The sequence below is a fragment of the Binatus sp. (SeqCode) genome, from assembly GCF_049584895.1.
Classification (GTDB): Bacteria; Desulfobacterota; Binatia; order Binatales; family Binataceae; genus Binatus.
In genome coordinates, this window is sequence record NZ_JBAUYR010000100.1 from 23738 (window position 1) to 43308 (window position 19571).

Here is a 19571-nt window from a genome sequence, read left to right on the forward strand (position 1 = left end):
TTTATCGAATAGCTCACTGCTACAGAGGCTAAGTATGACGAATGCGGGAGGCTGTCAAACATATCGGGCTCAAAGAGCTCAGCGGCGCGAATCGCATAGCTGACTCAACACAGCGCGCCGGTCATGGCTGGCGAATCGTCAGGTTGGGACCGCCGCTCGTGGTCGGTACTACCACCTCTCCGTTGAGCGTCATGTTAGCGGTGAAAGTGGTGTGATTGTTGGGTCCGAAGAACGTGGCGTCCACCTTGCCGTTGGGCGTATCGAAGACTATCAGCGTCGGCGCGCGCGCCTGGACGATGAATCCGGTGTCGATGTCCTCGACCAGCGCCTGGTATTTCAGGCTCAACGGACCGCTGAGGAATATTCGGAGATCAGGATCCGCAGCCGACGGAGCCGAGGTCAGCGTACCGATCTGCACTTGTACGGTTCCGAAAGGCGCCGTCGTCGATTGAAGATCCTTGACGTGATTTGCGGTTATTATCTCGGCGCTCAACAGGCTGTCGTCGGAACTGGTCTTGGTAACGACCAGTTGCGCCGCCGCCGTAGGCGGGTTGCAGATCGCGATGCTGAGCGGGACGTTTCCCTGCAGGGTCCAGAACGAGCGGTCATCCGATATGGTCGCGGTAAACGGCGTCCCGACTGTGCCAAGGATTTGATACGAAGGCAGCTTCGGACCGTTGGGAGTACTGCCGACGCTGCCGGAAAATCCGGTTTGGTTGTTGCACGCAGCGATCGAAACGGCGAGTATCGCACCGAGCGCGCCCGTCCCTAACATTCGCGCGAAGTTCCGCATCGCCAGCTTTGCCCTCTTTTTCATAGTGTCGGCCTCGCCGCCGGCGTCTCCATTATTATCGTCGGACTTGGCGGCAGCCCCTGGACTACGTTGTTACAGATGCCGGGGCATCCGCCACCAGGGTACGAGCAGTTGGTCGGGCATTTGATCGCCGGCGTCGGAGTCGGGCTGGGTCCGCCTGCGGTCGGCGGCGGCGGAATGACGACAGTTGCGAAGCTGTCCGGAACCGGGCTGGGTGAAGCCGCCGCAATCGGCGTCTCGCTCTGCGTGGGTGATGGGAGTTGAAACTCCTGGACCTGGTAAGTGTCCGCAGGGGCGCAGAACCCATAGTTACTGCTGGCATTTGGATTCGGCGGCTGATTCTGGACGAGGGAATTCGTTATCTGTACTTCGTCGGTATCGTCCATTGGCGGCGGATCCGGATCGATTTTTTCCAGGACCACAGACGAACCGAGATTAGGGTTCGAGACGGTCCCGGTAATACTGCCGTGACCTACGCATGTGATCACCTGGGTCGGGTCAGTGGGCGTGGGCGCCGTCACTGTAGCGCACGCCGCGGGAGCCGGGACGTGGCTTATCGCTACAATACTATGCCCCTGATAGGGATCGACGACGCCTTGATAAAAATCGATCGTCGATGCGAACAAATCGAAGAAGCCAACCGGAATCGAGGGCGGAACGTTCAAGGTAAATGTCACGTCGGTGTTGTTCGGGTTGCTGCCAATCATCTTCGGCATCGGCAGCGCGCTTTCGATATTGTTGGTGTTGTGATCCTCGGCGAACACCTGGACCAATGTGGTTTGCCCGGGATTCGGCGGTATTATCGGAATCGATCCCGTGATGTATCCGGTCTGCATCAAGAGGTTGCAGGTCCCGAACACGCCGCCGTTGACGCTGCAGGTGCCGCCGCCCTTCTTGTTGCTGCCCGATCCCGGAATCGCCTGGACGAATAAGGGGTCGTAGCCCGGCGCGGTTACCTCCATCGCATAACTGTCGGTCTTTTTTGCCAGGGTAGGAACGTTCGCGAACGCCGCCGGGGTCGAGACCGTGCCCGGCAGCGGGAAGTTGCCCGCGTTGTCGGTATTTGCGCTGGCGACAGTAACGCATTGATCTACAGTCGCTGGACTCATGCACAAGCTGGTGTCGGTGCTGCCGTTCGGCGGCATCAACAAATCCAGCGTGGCCCCGGCAATTGTTTTGCCCGCGGCGCAACCGTCACTGACGGTGCCGGTGATATTCCCCAGCGTCTGGTTTCCAGTGACCTTGAAAGTGGGCACGGAAATAGATGCGCCCGGGTCCAGCGGCGGCAGCCGCGCTGCGGCATAAGTCACCGCTCCGCCGGAGACCGCCAGGTCGTATAACGTTCCAAACGGCATTGATGAGGGCGGAGGAGGGCCGGCCGCCGGAAGTGTCAGGGTGAAGCATCCTCCCGGGGAGGGTGGACAGTTACTGCCACCGTTGTTGATCGGCGCAGTTGCGGTAGCAATGTTGGTTCCGATCGGTTCGGCAGTAACCGACAATTTGCGGAGCTTTCCCGTCGTCGAAGTGCCTGTGCCCGTGCCCATCGCCACATTCACTTGTCCGGTGATAGTACCTGTCGAAGGATTTGTTACGGGCGCTATCGAAAGGGTTGCCGTGTATGCGCCGCCGGGCCCGGTCGGTATCTTATTGATCATTACCGACACTTGCATGACAAACGATACGAGCGTGTTCGTTTTCGTGGAGAGCACCACGGTGTTGCCGGGATTCGAGTACTCAATGCCGTTGGGGTTATTCAACTGGAGCGGATAAACGATACATCCGTCGGCCGGCGGTGAAGCCGGGCAGGTGGGAATCAAGCTGCCCGGGTTGCTTTGATCGAGCTGGAGCTGGACGACTTTGTAGTTATCCACTCGCACGCCCGCTGTGTTGAAGAGCTGCGGAATGTTCTGCGAAGAAAGGAGATCGATTTGCAATTCCGCGTTCGAGCTACTGCCGCCAACCCCCGGAGGCGCTGGAATTTTCTGCCAGCCGGCCGAGTTCGGCCCTGCGCCCACATGCGAATTGATGCGGATCGCGACAATGTTGAGCAGGATGTTCTGAAACGACAGCGGCGTCCCGGTACTTCCGTTCACGGGCTGGGTGCCGACAAACCCTATTTGGACCCTTGCATTCTTGGCGGCCCGGGCCGGCACGGCTAAAGCCAGCAGCAGGCAAACCGTGATAATTGAGGGCAGGGTCGGGCGGAGGGCAGTCCGATACACAAAAAAATCTTTCACTCAGAATCCATCACAGAAGAATTTGGTCAGCGTTTGGGATAACCTAACCAGTGAGCGAAGGCAAGAATACATTCCCTCGCGCGTGCGTCAAATAGATCACGGAGTCTTGACTGATCGCCTTTCCGATCCGGAGAATTACTACTGCCATCGATGAAATCGTCGAATCGAAACGCCAGCCGCCTTCTGTTTACGCTCTTTCTCCTGTCAGGTTTCGCTTTTCGAGTGCCGACGGCTGACGCGAGCCTGAAAATCACCACCGGTAATCCGGGCCTCGAGCATTTCGACGCCGACGGCGGTGTTCAGCTCGACTTCGGTCTGACCGATCAGAACGGCAATCCAGTCGGCAACCTCCGTCCCGACAACGTGAAAGTCTTCGAGGATGGTAAGGAAGCCAAGATCCTTGATTTCCGCGGCGTCGGCCAGGGCCGTCCGGTTGATATCGTCTTCGTGCTCGATGTCACGGAGTCGATGCAGCCCTATATCGACGCCGTCAAGCAGAACGTGATCTCCTTTGCGCAGGACCTGCAATCCAACAGCCGCGACTACCGCCTCGGACTGGTAACCTTCGAGGACTACGTGGTCTCGGCGTACCCCGACTGCAATTGCGCCTATCGCAATTCGTTCACCTCGGACGTCAAGCAGTTCAGTGACTGGGTCGGCACCCTGCATGCCGGCGGCGGTGGCGACATCCCCGAGGATCAGCTCGACGCTCTAGCCTACGCCGCGAAGTTTCCGTTCCGTCCCGAGGCTGAAGGCATCATCATTATCGTCACCGACGCGCCGCCCCACCATGATGGCGACGGCTCGGCCGACACGGCGCACGATCAGGCGTTCTGGGATCATCACACTCGCGGCGTGCAGGTGACGGATCTGACAGGGACCAAGGTCGCCGACCTGCTCAAGAAAAATGGACTCACTCTGTATGGCGTGGTCCCGCCCCCGTTCATCGCGCCCGAGTACCAGGAAATCGTCGACGCGACCCACGGCCGCTCTTACAACATCATCACCGAGGAAGGGCGGTTCGCATCGCTGGTGCGCGAGATTGGACATTCGATTGCGACTGAGTATTCGCTGACCTATCGAACGCCGCGGCCAATCGAAGACGGCACCAATCGCAGCGTCCAACTGAAGATCGACTACAACGGCAACGACGGCGAAGCCGACACTGCGTACCAGGTGCGCGGGCTCGGCGGCGCTGCGATTAACGTCCCCGCAGATGAAGGCACGACCGGCGGAAACGAGACCGGCACCGGGCTGAAGCAACTCTCATTCAATTGGTGGAATGGCGCCGTGCCGCTGATCGCGATACTCGGCTTGTTCGGACTCTCGCGAATGCGATTCGGGATGCCGGCTGACGAACTGAAGGCTATCGTCGAGGCGCAGGGCGCGCCCTCGCTTCGGATGCCGTCGGCGGCGCCACCCCCGGCTGCGCGGACGGCACAGCGTCCACCCGCGCGGCCAACGCCGTCGCAGTCACCGATTACTTCGCCGCGTGGCGCTGGCATTACGCAAGGCGCGCGGCTGGTGGCCGTCGATCGCATCGATTCGGTCCCGGCCGAGTACTCATTGATGAAAGACGAGATCTCGATCGGACGTGGCGAGGATAACGACGTCGTCATTCCGCATGCGAGCGTCTCGCGACAGCACGCGCGCCTGATGCGTCGCGACGGCGGCTTCGAGCTGATGGATCTGAACTCGACTAACGGCAGCTACGTCGACGACCGCCAAATCCGCGGCTCCACCTTCCTGAGCTCAGGCAGCCAGCTCCGCCTGGGCGACATCCGTTTCGTCCTGCAGCTGTAAACCGAGGATTTTCTGGCAGGAACTGTGGGGCGGGCCGCTGTGCCCGCCGTAGACGCGCGGGCGTCCGCGCTCGCGCTTACCGACAATTCAGGGATCCATTTGTAGTCGGCGTGCCGCTGGCCAGGAAGGGAGAAGAGAGGGCGGGCACGGCGGCCCGCCCCACTACAAGGGCCACTGACTCAAACCAGGTCGATACCCGATCAGTGCCCCTCTCGCTCCAGCGCTTGCGGCGCGAAGAAGGAGTTGTCCACCGTTCCCATGTCGATATACCAGCATTCGCGATCCGGCGCGGTCGGCCCGGGCATATAAACCACCGAGCTCACGCCGGTCTGGAGATCGTCGTCCACCAGCCCCAACTGGAAGATCCGCTTGTACGGATAGATCGCGACTCTGGCGTCGGGTACCGGGCGGTCGCGATAAGTGTTGAAGGTCGCCAGCGTCTTCCACAGCTTGCCCTGGCGATCGTACTGATCCGACGCCGTGATGAACCATCCTTCCGAATCGATATAGAAGATACGCTTGGGTATCGTCAGATCGCGCCCCGGCTTCGAGACCGCTTCGATCACATACAGATGGCGCATCTCCCAGTCTTCCGGGCAAATTGTCTTGCCGCCGTCGTAAGGGCATTGCACCTCCGGCGAATGCTCGGCATGCACCGACGCGAGCATCTCCTTTTCGCCGAGGAAGCGGTAGTTGAAATCTTCGATCTTGGCCGAGAACCCGAAATACGAATCCGGGTCGAGCGTGTTCGCGTAAGCAGTGCCGCCTGAGCTTCCGCCCATGCCGCCGCCATACCCGCCGCCGCCACCTCCGCCAAATCCCGGCAGCGCCCCAATGCTGTCCGAGAGCACGTCAGCCGATTCGCGGCGCAGCTTGCGCGTCTCCGGATTGTACACCCAGACGTTGTCTTCGATGTTGGGATCGATATGCCGCTGCCGCACCATCCCATAGCCGCGTAATGCCGACGGCTCCAGGAACGGATAGAAGCCGAAGCGATAACGAATGCCGCTGGCTGCGCCGTTGGAATCGGTCGGTATCGGAGGCACTTCGATCCGGCCGATATTGTTGTAGAACGCAAAGTGCCCGACCGTGTAGTAGCTCAGCGGGGTGCCGGTGCTGTGCTTGTCGAAGCTGGCAACCTCGGGAAAGCGCATATCGATGTCGTCGCTGTAGAGCGGCCGGAAGCTGAAATTCCACATCACCTTGGTCGCCATCTGCGGATCGTTCGGATCGAGCAGCGGAAACGGCTGCCCGGCGACGTAACCCTTCAACGTGCCGTCGGGGTTGAGCTGGACTTGAGGCGAGTATTTCTCGGTCGCGGTCTTGAACGGCGGCGGCCATTCGAGCTTGTCGGTCGGCACGATCCTGAGCTGCATGCCCTCCTGCACCAATATGTAATTGCCCGGGCTCAGCAGCTCGACGACCTTGTCGGCGTTGTCCTTGGTGATCACGTCGCCGGGTTTGACCGCGGCTTGTGCAGGAGCCAACGCGCACAGAATCGCCAACACTGTTCCAGCCACAATCGGAAGCGATGACAGTCTCATAGTCCTCCCCTGACACGGCGGCGCCGATTCCGGCGCGGCGGTCGCAATCTTACATTAGTTAGGCTGGTGTCGAAAAGCTCCTGCTTGATCGCTCGTCGGCGCGCTCTTTATGATTTAGCCAGGAGCAGCCAGGATCACGCTCATGAAACCAACTATCTTCACGATCAGCATGTTCGCGATCGCACTTTCGGCGATCGTATGTATTACAACCCGTGCCGACGCCCAGATGCACCCGATGATGATTCCGCTGACAACCACGCTGGTCATCACCAAGCCCGCACCCGGCGAGATCTTCGGCAACAAGCAGGTGGTCACGATGGGCGTCGGGCCGAAAACCTACAAGTTCGTGCTCAACGACGCGTACGTCGACGACCCGCGCGGCATAATCCATTGGCCGGACATCTGGGAGCAGGTCCGCCAGTATAGGCCCAACTTCAATGTCACCGGCCTCGGCGAAGACACCTTCGCAAAAATGCAGCCGGGCGAGACGTTGACGGTGCGCGGGATGTACTCGCCCAACAATCAAACCTACGAAGTGATGGGCACCGAGCCCGGCGGCGGCACCTTCGCTCCCGCCCAGCATTATTAGAGGGCGCGGCCGAAAGAACTTAATCGAATGCGAAACCCGCCGTGGGTTTCACACTTCCTTGGGCATGGGTAACCCCTGCACCTTAGTAATAATCGCGAAATGTCGAGGACGACCTTTCGCTCTCAGGTTTTTGGGGGGCGGGGAGAATTACCTCGCCCGCTACTTTGCGGGAGAGGAGGCCGGCCGCATCGCGGCCAGTAGGTGAGGGTTCCGGGCGCATCCACAAAACTGGTCCCGCTCCACGCGCCGGGAGCATCCCCACAAATCCGGTTCCCCTTCCCGCTCGGGAAGGGGTTAGGGGTTAGGTTATCTGGCTCACTCACAATTCTCCGCCAACTAAGTCCCCAGAATCTCCTCGAGCTTGCGCTCGCGGAACTCAAATATCTGCGCGAGGCTGCGCGCGACGAACAGGTAATACGCAACCTCGCCCAACGGCCCCAGCGGCAGCGCGTACTCGACCCGATCTTTCATCTCCGTCGCACCGCCGCCGATATCCTTGAAGATGTGGCTATGACGCCATAGCGCATACGGCCCTTTCTCCTGCACATCGACGAATTTGTTTGGCGGCTCCACGATTTCAATCCGCGTCCGCCAATGCACCGGCACGCCGTAGAGTCGAATCTGGTAGTGGATCGCGGTTCCCGGATGCATGACTTCCGGCGGCGGCTCGAGAAATCTAAAATTCAGAAACGCCGGCGTCAGCCGCTGAAGATTTCGCGGCTCGCAGAAAAATTTGAAGGTCTCGGTCACTGGCCGCCGCACAATCTGGGTGCGTTCGAGTGTTCTGACTTTCACGTTAGCGAGCGTACCGGAATCGCGACGGTGGAGCACCGGCCCTCTCGCAACAAGGGCAAGTTGTGCCGCTATCCGCGCGTGGTGTACCTTTGTAGGCTCAAATCACGGGAAAACCAGCGAAATATCGGGGAAATGAAAAAACTCACAGGAGCACAAATCGTTATCGAGAGCCTGATCGCCGAAGGCGTCGACGTAATCTTCGGCTATCCCGGCGGCGCCATCCTGCCGACCTACGACGCGCTACTCGACTCAAAAATCAAGCACGTTCTCGTCCGCCACGAACAGGGCGCGACGCACATGGCCGAAGGCTATGCCCGCGTCAGTGGACGCCCCGGCGTCGTGCTCGTCACCTCTGGTCCGGGCGCGACCAACACCGTCACCGGAATCGCCGACGCCTACATGGATTCCACCCCGATGGTGGTGCTGTCGGGTCAGGTCCCCACCACCATGATCGGCAACGACGCTTTCCAGGAAGCGGACTTCGTCGGCATCACGCGTCCCTGTACCAAGCACAATTTCCTGGTCAAGAACGTCAAGGACATCTCGCGGATCATCAAGGAAGCTTTCTACATCGCCGGCAGCGGACGTCCCGGTCCAGTCGTCGTCGATTTGCCCAAGGACGTGCAGCAGGCCGAGCATACTTTTCACCCGTCTGAAAAGATTGAACTGCGCGGTTACAAGCCGACGATTCGCGGCAATCCGCGGCAAATCGAGCGCGCGATCGAAGCGATCGAAAAAAGTTCGACGCCATTGTTCTACGTCGGCGGCGGCGTGCAATGGTCCGGCGCCGCGTCCGAGCTGCGCGAACTGGTCAGGGGACTCGGTATACCAATCACCGAAACGCTGATGGGAATGGGATCGTTCCCGGCCTCCGACTCACTTCGGCTCGGGATGCTCGGGATGCACGGTTCGTACGGTACCAACACCGCGGTCTGCAACACCGATTGCCTGATCGCCGTCGGCGCGCGCTTCGACGATCGCGTCACCGGCAAGATTTCCCAATTCGCGCCGAAGGCCGAAACGATTATCCATATCGATATCGACCCGTCGTCGATTTCGAAGAACGTCAAGGTCGATATTCCGATCGTCGGCGATATCAAGTCGGTGCTCACCGACATGCTGACCCAGATCAAAGGCCGTGAGAGCATCGGCCAGCGCCGCGCCGAATGGACCAAATGGCATCAGCAGATCCTCCAGTGGCAGAAGGAGAAGCCGCTCTACGAGAATAATCATCGCGGCGAGAGCGTGTCTCCACTCGACGTTATCGCCGAGATGCACAACCTCACGAAGGGCGACTGCATCATCGCGACCGACGTCGGCCAGCATCAGATGTGGGTGGCGCAGATGTTCCCGTTCGAGAATCCGCGGTCGTGGCTGACCTCGGGAGGACTGGGCACGATGGGCTACGGATTGCCGGCCGGCATCGGAGCGACCTTCGCCGCGCCCGACAAGAAAGTAGTGGTGGTGTCCGGCGACGGCTCGATCCAGATGAACATCCAGGAGCTGGGCACCGCGGTCCAATACAATGTCGATATCAAAGTGATCATTCTGAATAACTATTTCCTCGGGATGGTCCGTCAGTGGCAGGAGAAGTTTTACGCCGAGCGGTATTCGTACTCGGCAATGTCGGTGCCGAACTTTGTCAAGCTGGCCGACGCATACGGCATGAAGGGTTTCAGAATTGAAAAAGCGAAGGACCTGGTCGCGACGATGAAAGAAGCATTCGCAACGCCCGGCCCGGTGTTAATCGACGTCGTGATCCCGAAGGAAGAAGCCGTGATGCCGATGATTCCGCCCGGCGGCGCAATGTCCGAAATGCTGTTCGCCTGACCTTTTCTTCCCCTCTCCCTGAAAGGGAGAGGATCGAAGGTGAGGGTCCTTATACAGCGCGCGTTCGCGCGCGCGATTCAAGATTCCGCTCTGCTCTGTAGGAGGTTCACACCATGGCGGCCCGCGTACCTTACCTCAATCGCGAAGATCTCCCTGAAGCCGACCGCGTCATCTACGACAACCTCGCCGCCGAACGCGGCGGCACCGTCGGCAACATTTTCAAGGCGCTCGGACATACTCCAAACCTGCTGCGCCGCTTCTGCCAGATGGGCAGCGAGCTTCGCAACAAAACCGAGCTGGATCCAAAACTCCGCGAGCTCGCAATCTGCACGGTCGGCCGCCTGACCGATGCGCAGTACGAATTCGTGCATCATTGGAATCTCGCGCGGCGCGTCGGCGTCTCACGCGCGCAGCTCGAAGCGCTGGCAGACTGGGAGAAATCCCCGACCTTCAACGACAATGAGCGCGCCGTGATTCGCTACACGGTCGAGGCGACCAACAACGTCCGCGTGACCGACGCCACCTGGAACGCGCTGAAGACATTCCTCGACACGCGCCGGATAATGGAACTGGTGCAGAACGTCGCCTTCTACAATATGGTCGTCCGCGTGCTGGTCCCCGTCGGCGTCGAGCTGGAGCCGGGCACGACCAAGCAATAGCGGCGCGACATGGTCAAGGCTCTCAACTTCTTCAAGCGCAAGCCCGGACTCAGCGTCGACGACTTCCGCAACTACTGGCTGAATGAGCACGCCGCGATAATTCGCGCCATCCCCGAACTGCGGAAGTACGTCGCGTCGATCACGCTGCCGTCTGCGTACCGCAATCGCGAACCTTTGTACGACGGTATTTCGGAAGCATGGTTCGACGACGAAGCCGTGATTCGCGCCCACGCGGATTCAGCACCGCGACAAGCGGCACACACCGACGACGCGAAGTTCGTCGATATGTCGAAGGCGGGATCGATCATCGTCGATGAGATAGTCCAGAAAGATGGAACGCCAAGCGACGGCGCAGTGAAAATGTTCTCGATGCTGATGCGCAAGGCCGGCACCGACGTCGCCGCGTTCCAGGCATACTGGCGAACGCATCACGGACCGCTCGCCGCGAAGATCCCGCAAGCGCGGCGCTACATTCAATGCCACGTGCGGCCGTCGGGATACGCCGCCGGCGCATCGCCACGCTACGACGGCGTAGCAGAACTGTGGTTCGACAATTTCGACGCGGTCCGGGACTCCGGCACCACTGAAGAGTACCGCGCAGTGCGCCTCGACGAGCCGAAATTCCTCGCGCTGCCGTTCCCATTCATAATCGCGTCCGAACACCAAATCGTGTGACGCATCCGCGCCCAGATTTCTACGAGCAAGGGATCGACCTCTTCAATGAGGGCCGCTTCTTCGAATGCCACGAAGCGTGGGAGGAAATCTGGAAGCGTTCCGACGGCGACGTGAAGCTCTTCTACCAGGGACTGATCCAGGCCGCGGTCGCGATCCTGCACGCCCAGCGCGGAAACCTCGAAGGCGCGCGATCTCTATACGACAAAGCCTCAGCCAAGCTCGATCGAGTTCCTCACGAGCACATGGGCCTGGCAGTAGGCGAACTGCGCATCGAGCTCCGCCAATTTATCGAGATAGCGACACGCGCCGCTGCCGGCGCACTCCCAAATCCGCCGCGATTGCGGCGGATCCCAAGATCAAGCGATCAAAGCTGATGGAAATTCTGCGACTCAACACTTAAATGAACAAGGCCGCGAATTACCTCTCCCGCGGATGGCGACTTTGTCGCCATCCGCAAACTGGGAGAGGCCGCCCGACGATATTCATATCGTCGGGCGGGTGAGGGCGCTGGCATCGAGGGTAATGCGGGCGCCCTCAGCCGTGCCTGAGGCGCGACCTCTCCGATGGTAGAGGTATATTGGACCTATGCGGACGAAACCGCCGACTGATCCGATAATTCTCGATCGTGCGCGCCGGATGCGGCGAGAAATGACTGATCCTGAGCGCAAGCTCTGGAGTATTCTCCGAAATCGAGCCTTGGTCGGCATGAAGTTCAGGCGACAAGTGCCGATAGGAAATTATATCGCGGACTTCTGCTGCCTCGATCGTCGGCTGATTGTTGAGTTGGACGGCGGACAGCATGCTGAGCAAGAAGCTGCGGATGCGTCGAGGAGCCGGTTCCTGAGCCAGAAGGGGTTTCGGGTTTTGCGGTTCTGGAATGAGCAGGTCTTGAGTGGTTCCGAATTTGTGGTGGCAGAGATACTGGCGGCCATCGGTGAGGTGAGGGGCGAGTGAATTTGACCGAAGGTTCACCGGTCGCCGGACGATATTCAGATCCTTGGGCAGGTGAGGGTGCAGGATCGAGCTGGATACGAACGCCCTCACCCGCGCCTGAAGCGCGACCTCTCCCGAGGGGAGAGGTGTAAGAGTAATCTCACATCGATGGTTCGCGACGCTGAAAAGAAAGTGGTAGGCACGATCGAGGCGGCGCTCTCGCGAGCGGGGCTGCGTCGAGGCTCGTCGATTCTCGTCGGGCTTTCCGGCGGTGCGGATTCCGTCGCGCTTACCTGCGCGCTGCTCGACCTTCGCGAGCGCCTGAGCTTCCGCGTCGTCGCAGCGCATCTCAACCATCGGATTCGCGGTGATGAGTCCGATCGCGACGAAGAGTTCGTGCGCTCGATGTGCGCGCGGCTCGCGATCGAGTTGATCGTCGAGCGCGCCGACGGGCTTGGTTCTGCGGCGAACCTCGAGGAGCGGGCCCGCGACGCTCGGCGCGAGTTTCTATTGCGGATCGCCGACCGCGTTCAAGCTGATTTTGTGGCGCTCGGGCACCATCGCGATGACCAGGCTGAGACCGTGCTGATGCGGTTGATGCGCGGCGCCGGCGCGGCCGGGATGGCGGCGATGGCCGAGCGCGGGCCCGCTAAAATAATTCGTCCGATGTTGTCGCTATCGCGCGCCGAGATTCGTGAATTTCTCGATGCGCGCGCGATTCCGTTCGTCGAGGATTCGTCGAATTCGTCGCGCGACATTTTGCGCAACCGGATTCGGGCCGAGTTGCTCCCGATGCTCGAGCGCGCCTATGCGCCTGGGCTTGGCCGTCGGCTGGTAGAAGTCGCGGACGAGATGCGCTCGCTCGACGATCTCGTCACCGCGATTGCCGCGCGTGAACTGGACGCGATGCGCGTCCGCGCCGGCGCGCTCGACCTGTCGGGCTTCGGCGCGCTGAATCGGGCGGTCCAGGCGGTTGCGATTCGGCTCTTTCTTTCCGAGCAGATCGGGTCGTTGCGCAGAATTTCGCGTGCGCATGTCGAGGCGATTCGCGCGCTTATCTTCGAAGGAGGCCCGAGCGACTCGATCGATCTCCCAGGCAGTTGGCGCGCCGAGCGCGAGTACAATTTTCTTCGAATGGTGAATGTGCGTGAGCACAAGGCCGAGAACGCCGCGTTTTCGGTGGCGATTGTGGCGGACGGTATCACAATCGTCGAGGCTGCCGGTTTCAAGTTCGAGGCTTCGACAATCGCCGCGGCGGATGCGCCGATGCCGGATAGTCTGTCCGTCGCGATGTTCGACGCTGCGAAAATCGCCGACGCCGGACTAGTCGCGCGCAATTTCATGCGGGGCGACCGGATTCATCCGATCGGGATGCGGGGGACGCGCAAGGTCCACGACGTGTTCGTGGATCGCAAGCTGCCCAAGGTCTCGCGCGACCGCTTCCCGGTCATCATGGTCGGCGACGCGATCGCGTGGCTCCCAGGGCTCGCGCGCGGCGACTGCGCGCTGGTCAGCAAAGCTACCGAAACCGCACTGCGCGTGAAGGCGTCTGAAATCGCAGGTTAGTCGATACCACGTTGCGTGGCCCGCAACGTGCGTGATACTTTTTTAACAGCATGAACCAGTTTTCACGCAGTATTGCGCTGTGGCTAGTGCTGGGACTTATGTTCCTGCTGCTGTTCAATATCTTCAGCAGGCAGCAGCCCAAAGAACCAGAAATAATCTTTTCGGATTTCCTCAACCAGGTTGAAAAAGGCCAGGTTCAGGAGGCGACGATCCAGGGCGATGTGATCAAGGGCGAAACGGTGAGCGGGGACCATTTTAAGGTCAACGCGCCCGCCTATCCCGACCTGGTCAAGACGCTGCGCGAGAAGGGCGTCAAAATCGCTGCCAAGCCGGCCGAGGGCGATCCTTGGTGGATGGTCGCGCTAGTCCAGTGGTTCCCGGTGATCGTGCTCGCGGCGTTGTGGATTTTCTTCATGCGCCAGATGCAGATCGGCGGCGGCAAGGCGATGTCGTTCGGCAAGAGCCGCGCGAAATTGCTGACGGAGAACACGCACAAAGTCACCTTCGCCGACGTGGCCGGAATCGACGAGGCCAAGGACGAGCTCGAAGAAATAATTCAATTTTTGCGCGACCCGAAACGCTTCACGCGCCTCGGCGGACGAATCCCCAAGGGCGTCCTGCTGGTCGGGCCGCCGGGAACCGGCAAGACTCTCCTCGCGCGCGCGATCGCGGGCGAAGCGGGCGTGCCGTTCTTTTCGATTTCCGGTTCCGACTTTGTCGAGATGTTCGTTGGCGTGGGCGCGTCGCGCGTGCGCGATTTGTTCGTGCAGGGCAAGAAGCATGCGCCCTGCATCATCTTTATAGACGAGATCGACGCCGTCGGACGCCATCGAGGCGCGGGTCTCGGCGGCGGTCATGATGAGCGCGAACAGACCCTCAACCAGTTGCTGGTCGAGATGGACGGGTTCGAAGCTAACGAGGGGGTAATCCTCGTCGCCGCCACGAACCGTCCCGACGTGCTCGATCCCGCGCTGTTGCGGCCGGGCCGATTCGACCGACGCGTAGTAGTGCCTCTCCCCGACGTGAAGGGCCGCGAGGGTATTCTGAAAGTTCATACGCGTAAAGTGCCGCTGTCTGACGACGTCGACGGCAGCAAGCTCGCGCGCTCGACGCCAGGTTTTGCGGGCGCCGACCTCGAGAACCTTGTCAATGAGGCTGCATTGCTCGCGGCGCGTCGCAATAAGGACAAGGTCGAGATGTCAGACTTCGAGCTGGCCAAGGACAAAGTCATGATGGGCGCGGAACGGCGCTCGATGGTGATGTCGGGCTCGGAGCGCAAAATTATCGCGTATCACGAAGGCGGTCATGCGCTGGTCGCGATGCTGCAGCCCGGCGCGGACCCTGTCCACAAAGTTACGATTATTCCGCGCGGCATGGCGCTCGGCGTCACGCAGCAATTGCCGCTCGACGATCGCTACACCTATCCGCGCGACTACCTGGTGACGCGACTCGCTGTGATGTTTGGTGGACGCACGGCGGAAGAGCTGGTCTTCGGCCAGATGACGACCGGCGCGGGCAACGATATCGAGAAGGCGACCGAGCTTGCGCGCAAGATGGTCTGCGAATGGGGCATGAGCAAGGAGCTCGGCCCGATGACGTTCGGGCGCCGCGAGGAGCAGATCTTCCTGGGCCGCGACATCGCTCATCACAAAGATTACTCGGAGCAGACTGCCCTCGAGATAGATCGCGAGGTGCGCAAGATAATCGACGACTCCTATCAGAAGGCGCGCCAGCTTCTGTCGGACCATCTGGTGCTGCTCCATGCGATCGCGGCGCGGCTGCTCGAGAAGGAAGTGCTCGACGGCAGCGAAGTCGAGGCTATGGTGACGGCGTTCCGCGAAGGGCGTCCGCTGCCGCCGTCGCCGGCCGCAGTGCGCAACGATTTTCCGCCGCGTCCCGGTCCGGATACCGGCAAGGAAAAGCGCGTCGAAGACGAAAGCCCGGTGCCAGGATTGCCGCCCAAGCCGGTTCTCGTCTAATCGTCTCGCGCGCGTAAGCGCTTCGCCGCGGCCGATTCGATCCGCGTTTACCGCGCTGGTGGGAGCGAGGGGGAAGTGGGGGCCGGTGCGATGCGACGTTCGCCGATTCAATCGAAAACCTCTTCTAATGGTCGCGGCGGATCAAAACAGACGCCGCGATCGTCGTTTGCAAATCTCAAGCTGGCCGACGGCCGCATAATCAAGTTTCCAGCGGTGATGGGCGTGCTCAACGTGACGCCCGACTCTTTCTCCGACGGCGGGAAATATCTCGACGCGGACCGCGCCGTCGAGCATGCGCTCGCGATGGAAGCGGCCGGCGCTGACGTGATCGACGTCGGCGGAGAGTCGACGCGTCCAATCGGCGCAGTTGAGATACCAGTCGAAGTCGAGCTCGCGCGCGTGACTCCCGTGCTCGCGCGGTTGGGTAAGCTCCTCCGAGTGCCAATCTCGATCGATACCCGGCGCGCCGAGGTTGCCCGGGTCGCGCTCGAATCGGGCGCGGCGATAATCAACGACATCACGAGCCTCGCGCACGACCCCGAGATGGCGCCGCTGGCAGCGCGATCGAAATGCGCCGTGGTGCTGATGCATATGCGCGGCGGTCCCGCCGATCACATCAAGTTCGCACACTATCGCGACGTGGTGCGCGAGGTCGTCGAGTACCTCGACGCGCGCGCGAGATTTGCCGTCGACGCTGGAGTCGCGCGCTCGCGAATTACCGTCGATCCGGGGCTAGGTTTCGCCAAGACCGCGCAGCATAATCTGAAGTTGCTGGCCGCCTTGCCCGACCTCTGCGCTCTCGGCTATCCCGTATTGGTCGGAGCGTCGCGCAAGACCTTCGTGGCGCGAATCGCCGGCGCAGTCGCCAACGGCGCGGGTGAGCGCGCGCTGGAATTCGGGACGGCGGCTGCCAACGCGCTGTCGATTGCGGCCGGCGCGTCGATTGTGCGCGTGCATGATGTGGGCGCGGCCGTCGCCGCGGTGCGAATGGCCGCCGCAATGTCAGGACGGGATCATCGGTTCAGGCGCAATGCATAACTACATACCCATGATACCGCAGCCTCGATGGCAGGACATCCTCGACATCCTGATCGTGGCGTACGTGATCTACCGGATCGCGATTCTGATTCGCGGTACGCGCACGATGCAGATGGTGCTGGGGCTGGTGATCGTGGGTGGCGCGTTCGTGGCGTCACAGGTGCTCGGACTGTTCACGCTCAACTGGCTCCTGAACAATTTTCTTGGATCGTTGTTCGTGATCCTGGTGGTAATCTTCCAGGCGGATATTCGGCGCGCGCTGACTCGCGTCGGTGCGCAATCGTTCCTGGGCCGCAACGCGGCTACTGCCACGCCTGCGGAGGAAATCGCGACTGCCGCGGCGTGGTGCTCGACCCGTCGAGTCGGCGCGCTGATAGTGATCGAGCAAGACGACGGGCTGGGCGAGTTCGTCGAGAGTGGCAGAATCATTGACGGCAAGGTTTCGCCGGAACTGCTCGAGACGATTTTCATGAACGGCTCGCCACTGCATGATGGCGCGGTAATTATAAACGGCGACACAATACTTGCGGCGGCGTGCCTGTTGCCGCTGTCCCAAAATCCCAACGTGAGTTTGTCACTGGGCACGCGGCATCGCGCTGCTATCGGGCTCAGCGAGGACAGCGACGCTGTAGTGCTGGTGGTATCGGAGGAGAGCGGGACAATCTCGCTTGCGCGCGGCGGGGTTCTCAGTCGCGGACTGGAACCGGCCGAGGTTCTGTCCACCTTGAGGAAGCTGCCGGGTTAGCTGCGCGAGTAAGAGCGGCGGGACTGCGCGATGAAGCTCAACGATTTCAAAAATCTGTCGGCGGCCAACCTTTCGCGGAGGCTTCGCGGCAGCAATATCGGCCTGCGCGTCCTCGCTTTGGTGCTGGCGATCGGACTCTGGATATTCGTCAATGCAGGCGAGCGTGGCTCGGTCGAGTCGCTGACGGTACCTATCAGCTATGCGTCGCTGCCGCAGGGGATGGTGATCGTGAATAGTCCGCCGACGCAGGTGAAGATCGAGGTCACCGGCCCGCGCACGCTGCTCTCTTTACTGGATCCCGAACGCCTCACGCTCAAGATCGATATGCGCAGCCTTGCGGCCGGACAATCCGAGTTCAAAATATATCCCTCGATGTTCAACGTCGGACGAAACACTTCCGTCACCAGCATCTCGCCGGATTCTCTAACGCTTGATATCGATAGCCTGGTTACCCGCGACGTGCCGGTGCATCTGGCGGTCGAGGACCGGGTGGCGCCCGGCTACATGATTTCGTCAGTCGATATCACGCCCCCCAATGTCACCGTCGTCGGTCCCAGCCGCTATGTGGCGCCGCTTACGTCGGTCAACACCGAACCGTTCGACCTGAAAGGACTTACCTCGAATACCAGCCGTTCGGTAGAAATTACGCCTCCCGATCCGTCGCTTGGATTGTCTACCGGCCACGTCGACGCGCGGGTCAATGTCACGGAGGCGATTACCGATCGCGAGCTTCGCTCCGATGTCGAGGTGAAGGACAGCGACTTCAAGTACCGCGTCGAGCCGAAGCAGGCTACCCTGACGATTCGCGGGCCGGCGGTAAAGCTGGCTGGCCTCGCGCCCAAGGGCCTCGCCTACGTGGACGCCAACGGCCTTGCGCCGGGCTCGCACGAAGTGCCACTGCAGGTGACGGTCCCCGACGGCATGCAGTTGATGCGTCAGTCACCCGACAAGGTTAGAATCCGCATGTATCACGAGAGGCTGACGACTGCAGACGATGAGCACCCCTCGTAAACTGTTCGGCACCGACGGCGTTCGCGGCGTCGCCAATGTCGAGCCGATTACGTCAGAAACCGCACTGAAGCTCGGCCGCGCGCTCGCGCACGTCTTCCGCAACACCACCGGACGTCATCGCAGGATTCTCATCGGCAAGGACACTCGTCTGTCGGGCTACATGCTCGAGACCGCGATCGAGTCGGGAATCTGCTCGATGGGCGTCGACGTGTGGCTGGTCGGACCGTTGCCGACTCCGGCGATCGCGTTCCTGACGCGTAGTATGCGCGCCGACGCCGGCGTGGTCATCTCGGCCTCGCACAATCCCTTCCAGGACAACGGGATCAAATTTTTTTCGCGCGAGGGATTCAAGCTCGACGACGAAACCGAACGGCGAATCGAAGCGCTGGTGTTCGATGAAGCCGAGATCGGGAAGAATCGCGCGCGTCCCGACGATATCGGCAAGGCGACGCGAATCGACGACGCGCTCGGCCGTTACCTGGTATTTCTGAAATCGTGCCTGCCGCGCTCGGTCGCATTCGACGGGCTCAAGGTCGCTATCGATTGCGCCAACGGCGCCGCCTACAAGGTCGGTCCCGAGGCGCTGGTCGAGCTGGGCGCCGAGGTTATTGCGATCGGCGCTGACCCCGACGGCAAGAACATCAATTTGGATTGCGGCGCGATGCATCTCGACGCAATTCGCGAAACCGTTCTGCGCGAGCGCTGTAACGTTGGTATCGCGCTCGACGGTGACGGCGACCGCGTGATGCTGATCGACGAGCGCGGCGAAGTGTTCGACGGCGACGACGTCATGGCGCTGCTCGGCCGCAAGCTCGCTGCCGAGGGCCGGCTCCATGGCAACGCTGTCGTGGGAACCGTGATGAGCAATTTAGGCCTCGAGCTGGCGCTGCGCGACGCCGGCGTACGTCTTATTCGCACCGAGGTCGGCGACCCAGCGGTTGCGCGCGAGATGCGCCTCAACTCGTACAATCTCGGCGGTGAGCAATCGGGCCACGTGATCTTCATGGATCATTCGACCACTGGTGACGGGTTGATTAGCGCGCTGCTCGTGCTCGCGCAGTTGACCGAGAGCGGCCGCACGCTCAGCGAACTTCGCGCAATGCGTCGTATGCCGCAGGTGCTGGAAAACGTGCGCGTGCGAAATCGTATGCCGCTCGCCGAGATGCCCGACGTTCAGCGAATCATCGCCGACGCCGAGAAGCGGCTCGCGGGCACCGGCCGGCTGCTGGTGCGATATTCCGGAACCGAGATGCTCGCGCGTGTGATGGTCGAAGGCGAGGACGGCGTCCAGATCAAAACGCTGGCGCAGGAAATCGGCGCCGCTATCCAAAAGTACGCCGGCGCACTGTGACC

The 19571-nt window shown here is 61.0% G+C and carries 17 protein-coding genes; 13 read left to right on the forward strand and 4 right to left on the reverse strand.

What is annotated here, in order from left to right:
• Window positions 1-121: 121 nt before the first annotated feature.
• Together WB650_RS17475 and WB650_RS17480 are read right to left on the reverse strand one after the other, a co-directional pair.
• Entirely contained in the window at window positions 122-817 is a 696-nt protein-coding gene (locus WB650_RS17475; RefSeq protein WP_422305601.1) for a hypothetical protein, read from the reverse strand.
• Complete coding sequence (locus WB650_RS17480) at window positions 814-3051, reverse strand: hypothetical protein (protein ID WP_423961377.1); 2238 nt, start codon at window positions 3049-3051, stop codon at window positions 814-816. Before WB650_RS17480 ends, WB650_RS17475 begins: the two co-directional genes overlap by 4 nt.
• A gap of 150 nt (window positions 3052-3201) precedes the next feature.
• On the opposite strand from WB650_RS17480, the gene WB650_RS17485 reads away from it, so the two are divergent.
• On the forward strand, window positions 3202-4854 hold the full coding sequence (locus WB650_RS17485; protein WP_422305605.1) for an FHA domain-containing protein: 1653 nt from the start codon (window positions 3202-3204) through the stop codon (window positions 4852-4854).
• Window positions 4855-5054: 200 nt separating this feature from the next.
• Here WB650_RS17485 and WB650_RS17490 read toward each other — a convergent pair whose 3' ends face one another.
• Entirely contained in the window at window positions 5055-6398 is a 1344-nt protein-coding gene (locus tag WB650_RS17490; RefSeq protein WP_422305607.1) for a DUF1329 domain-containing protein, read from the reverse strand.
• Between the two features lie 142 nt (window positions 6399-6540).
• Here WB650_RS17490 and WB650_RS17495 point away from each other — a divergent pair, with 142 nt between their 5' ends.
• Window positions 6541-6987, forward strand: a complete 447-nt coding sequence (locus WB650_RS17495) for a hypothetical protein (protein ID WP_422305609.1) — start codon at window positions 6541-6543, stop codon at window positions 6985-6987.
• Between the two features lie 336 nt (window positions 6988-7323).
• Here the strand turns inward: WB650_RS17495 and WB650_RS17500 are convergent, their stop codons facing one another.
• Window positions 7324-7782: an SRPBCC family protein gene (locus tag WB650_RS17500; RefSeq protein WP_422305611.1), complete on the reverse strand. Its 459-nt coding sequence runs from the start codon at window positions 7780-7782 to the stop codon at window positions 7324-7326.
• 132 nt (window positions 7783-7914) lie between these two features.
• On the opposite strand from WB650_RS17500, the gene ilvB reads away from it, so the two are divergent.
• The 11 genes from ilvB to glmM all read left to right on the forward strand — a co-directional run bounded on the left by ilvB (window position 7915) and on the right by glmM (window position 19569).
• Window positions 7915-9612, forward strand: a complete 1698-nt coding sequence (ilvB, locus tag WB650_RS17505) for a biosynthetic-type acetolactate synthase large subunit (RefSeq protein WP_423961379.1) — start codon at window positions 7915-7917, stop codon at window positions 9610-9612.
• A gap of 113 nt (window positions 9613-9725) precedes the next feature.
• On the forward strand, window positions 9726-10271 hold the full coding sequence (locus WB650_RS17510; protein ID WP_422305614.1) for a carboxymuconolactone decarboxylase family protein: 546 nt from the start codon (window positions 9726-9728) through the stop codon (window positions 10269-10271).
• A gap of 9 nt (window positions 10272-10280) precedes the next feature.
• The gene (locus WB650_RS17515; protein WP_422305616.1) at window positions 10281-10946 is read left to right on the forward strand and encodes an EthD domain-containing protein; all 666 of its coding nucleotides are present in this window, start codon (window positions 10281-10283) and stop codon (window positions 10944-10946) included.
• Window positions 10943-11320, forward strand: a complete 378-nt coding sequence (locus tag WB650_RS17520; RefSeq protein ID WP_422305618.1) for a DUF309 domain-containing protein — start codon at window positions 10943-10945, stop codon at window positions 11318-11320. The genes WB650_RS17515 and WB650_RS17520 overlap by 4 nt, the downstream gene beginning before the upstream one ends.
• Before the next feature lie 211 nt (window positions 11321-11531).
• Window positions 11532-11900 carry an endonuclease domain-containing protein gene (locus WB650_RS17525; protein WP_422301850.1) on the forward strand — a complete coding sequence of 123 codons (369 nt, stop codon included), beginning with the start codon at window positions 11532-11534 and terminating at the stop codon, window positions 11898-11900.
• 147 nt (window positions 11901-12047) lie between these two features.
• Entirely contained in the window at window positions 12048-13445 is a 1398-nt protein-coding gene (gene tilS / locus WB650_RS17530) for a tRNA lysidine(34) synthetase TilS (RefSeq protein ID WP_422301848.1), read from the forward strand.
• Window positions 13446-13495: 50 nt separating this feature from the next.
• The gene (gene ftsH, locus WB650_RS17535) at window positions 13496-15424 is read left to right on the forward strand and encodes an ATP-dependent zinc metalloprotease FtsH (RefSeq protein ID WP_423961383.1); all 1929 of its coding nucleotides are present in this window, start codon (window positions 13496-13498) and stop codon (window positions 15422-15424) included.
• Window positions 15425-15514: 90 nt separating this feature from the next.
• Window positions 15515-16462 carry a dihydropteroate synthase gene (gene folP, locus WB650_RS17540; protein ID WP_422301844.1) on the forward strand — a complete coding sequence of 316 codons (948 nt, stop codon included), beginning with the start codon at window positions 15515-15517 and terminating at the stop codon, window positions 16460-16462.
• A gap of 10 nt (window positions 16463-16472) precedes the next feature.
• Window positions 16473-17207, forward strand: a complete 735-nt coding sequence (cdaA, locus tag WB650_RS17545; RefSeq protein WP_423961385.1) for a diadenylate cyclase CdaA — start codon at window positions 16473-16475, stop codon at window positions 17205-17207.
• A 30-nt stretch (window positions 17208-17237) separates the two neighbouring features.
• Window positions 17238-18218, forward strand: a complete 981-nt coding sequence (locus WB650_RS17550; protein WP_422301840.1) for a YbbR-like domain-containing protein — start codon at window positions 17238-17240, stop codon at window positions 18216-18218.
• Window positions 18202-19569: a phosphoglucosamine mutase gene (glmM, locus tag WB650_RS17555; RefSeq protein WP_422301839.1), complete on the forward strand. Its 1368-nt coding sequence runs from the start codon at window positions 18202-18204 to the stop codon at window positions 19567-19569. The genes WB650_RS17550 and glmM overlap by 17 nt, the downstream gene beginning before the upstream one ends.
• Window positions 19570-19571: the final 2 nt, after the last annotated feature.

Excerpts from the sequence above, each read along its gene's own strand:
- WB650_RS17475 (WP_422305601.1), bottom strand. The coding sequence starts at position 817 with ATGAAAAAGAGGGCAAAGCTGGCGATGCGGAACTTCGCGCGAATGTTA.
- WB650_RS17485 (WP_422305605.1), top strand. The coding sequence starts at position 3,202 with ATGAAATCGTCGAATCGAAACGCCAGCCGCCTTCTGTTTACGCTCTTT.
- WB650_RS17490 (WP_422305607.1), bottom strand. The coding sequence starts at position 6,398 with ATGAGACTGTCATCGCTTCCGATTGTGGCTGGAACAGTGTTGGCGATT.
- WB650_RS17495 (WP_422305609.1), top strand. The coding sequence starts at position 6,541 with ATGAAACCAACTATCTTCACGATCAGCATGTTCGCGATCGCACTTTCG.
- ilvB (WP_423961379.1), top strand. The coding sequence starts at position 7,915 with ATGAAAAAACTCACAGGAGCACAAATCGTTATCGAGAGCCTGATCGCC.
- WB650_RS17510 (WP_422305614.1), top strand. The coding sequence starts at position 9,726 with ATGGCGGCCCGCGTACCTTACCTCAATCGCGAAGATCTCCCTGAAGCC.
- WB650_RS17515 (WP_422305616.1), top strand. The coding sequence starts at position 10,281 with ATGGTCAAGGCTCTCAACTTCTTCAAGCGCAAGCCCGGACTCAGCGTC.
- WB650_RS17525 (WP_422301850.1), top strand. The coding sequence starts at position 11,532 with ATGCGGACGAAACCGCCGACTGATCCGATAATTCTCGATCGTGCGCGC.
- tilS (WP_422301848.1), top strand. The coding sequence starts at position 12,048 with ATGGTTCGCGACGCTGAAAAGAAAGTGGTAGGCACGATCGAGGCGGCG.
- ftsH (WP_423961383.1), top strand. The coding sequence starts at position 13,496 with ATGAACCAGTTTTCACGCAGTATTGCGCTGTGGCTAGTGCTGGGACTT.
- folP (WP_422301844.1), top strand. The coding sequence starts at position 15,515 with ATGCGACGTTCGCCGATTCAATCGAAAACCTCTTCTAATGGTCGCGGC.
- cdaA (WP_423961385.1), top strand. The coding sequence starts at position 16,473 with ATGATACCGCAGCCTCGATGGCAGGACATCCTCGACATCCTGATCGTG.
- WB650_RS17550 (WP_422301840.1), top strand. The coding sequence starts at position 17,238 with ATGAAGCTCAACGATTTCAAAAATCTGTCGGCGGCCAACCTTTCGCGG.
- glmM (WP_422301839.1), top strand. The coding sequence starts at position 18,202 with ATGAGCACCCCTCGTAAACTGTTCGGCACCGACGGCGTTCGCGGCGTC.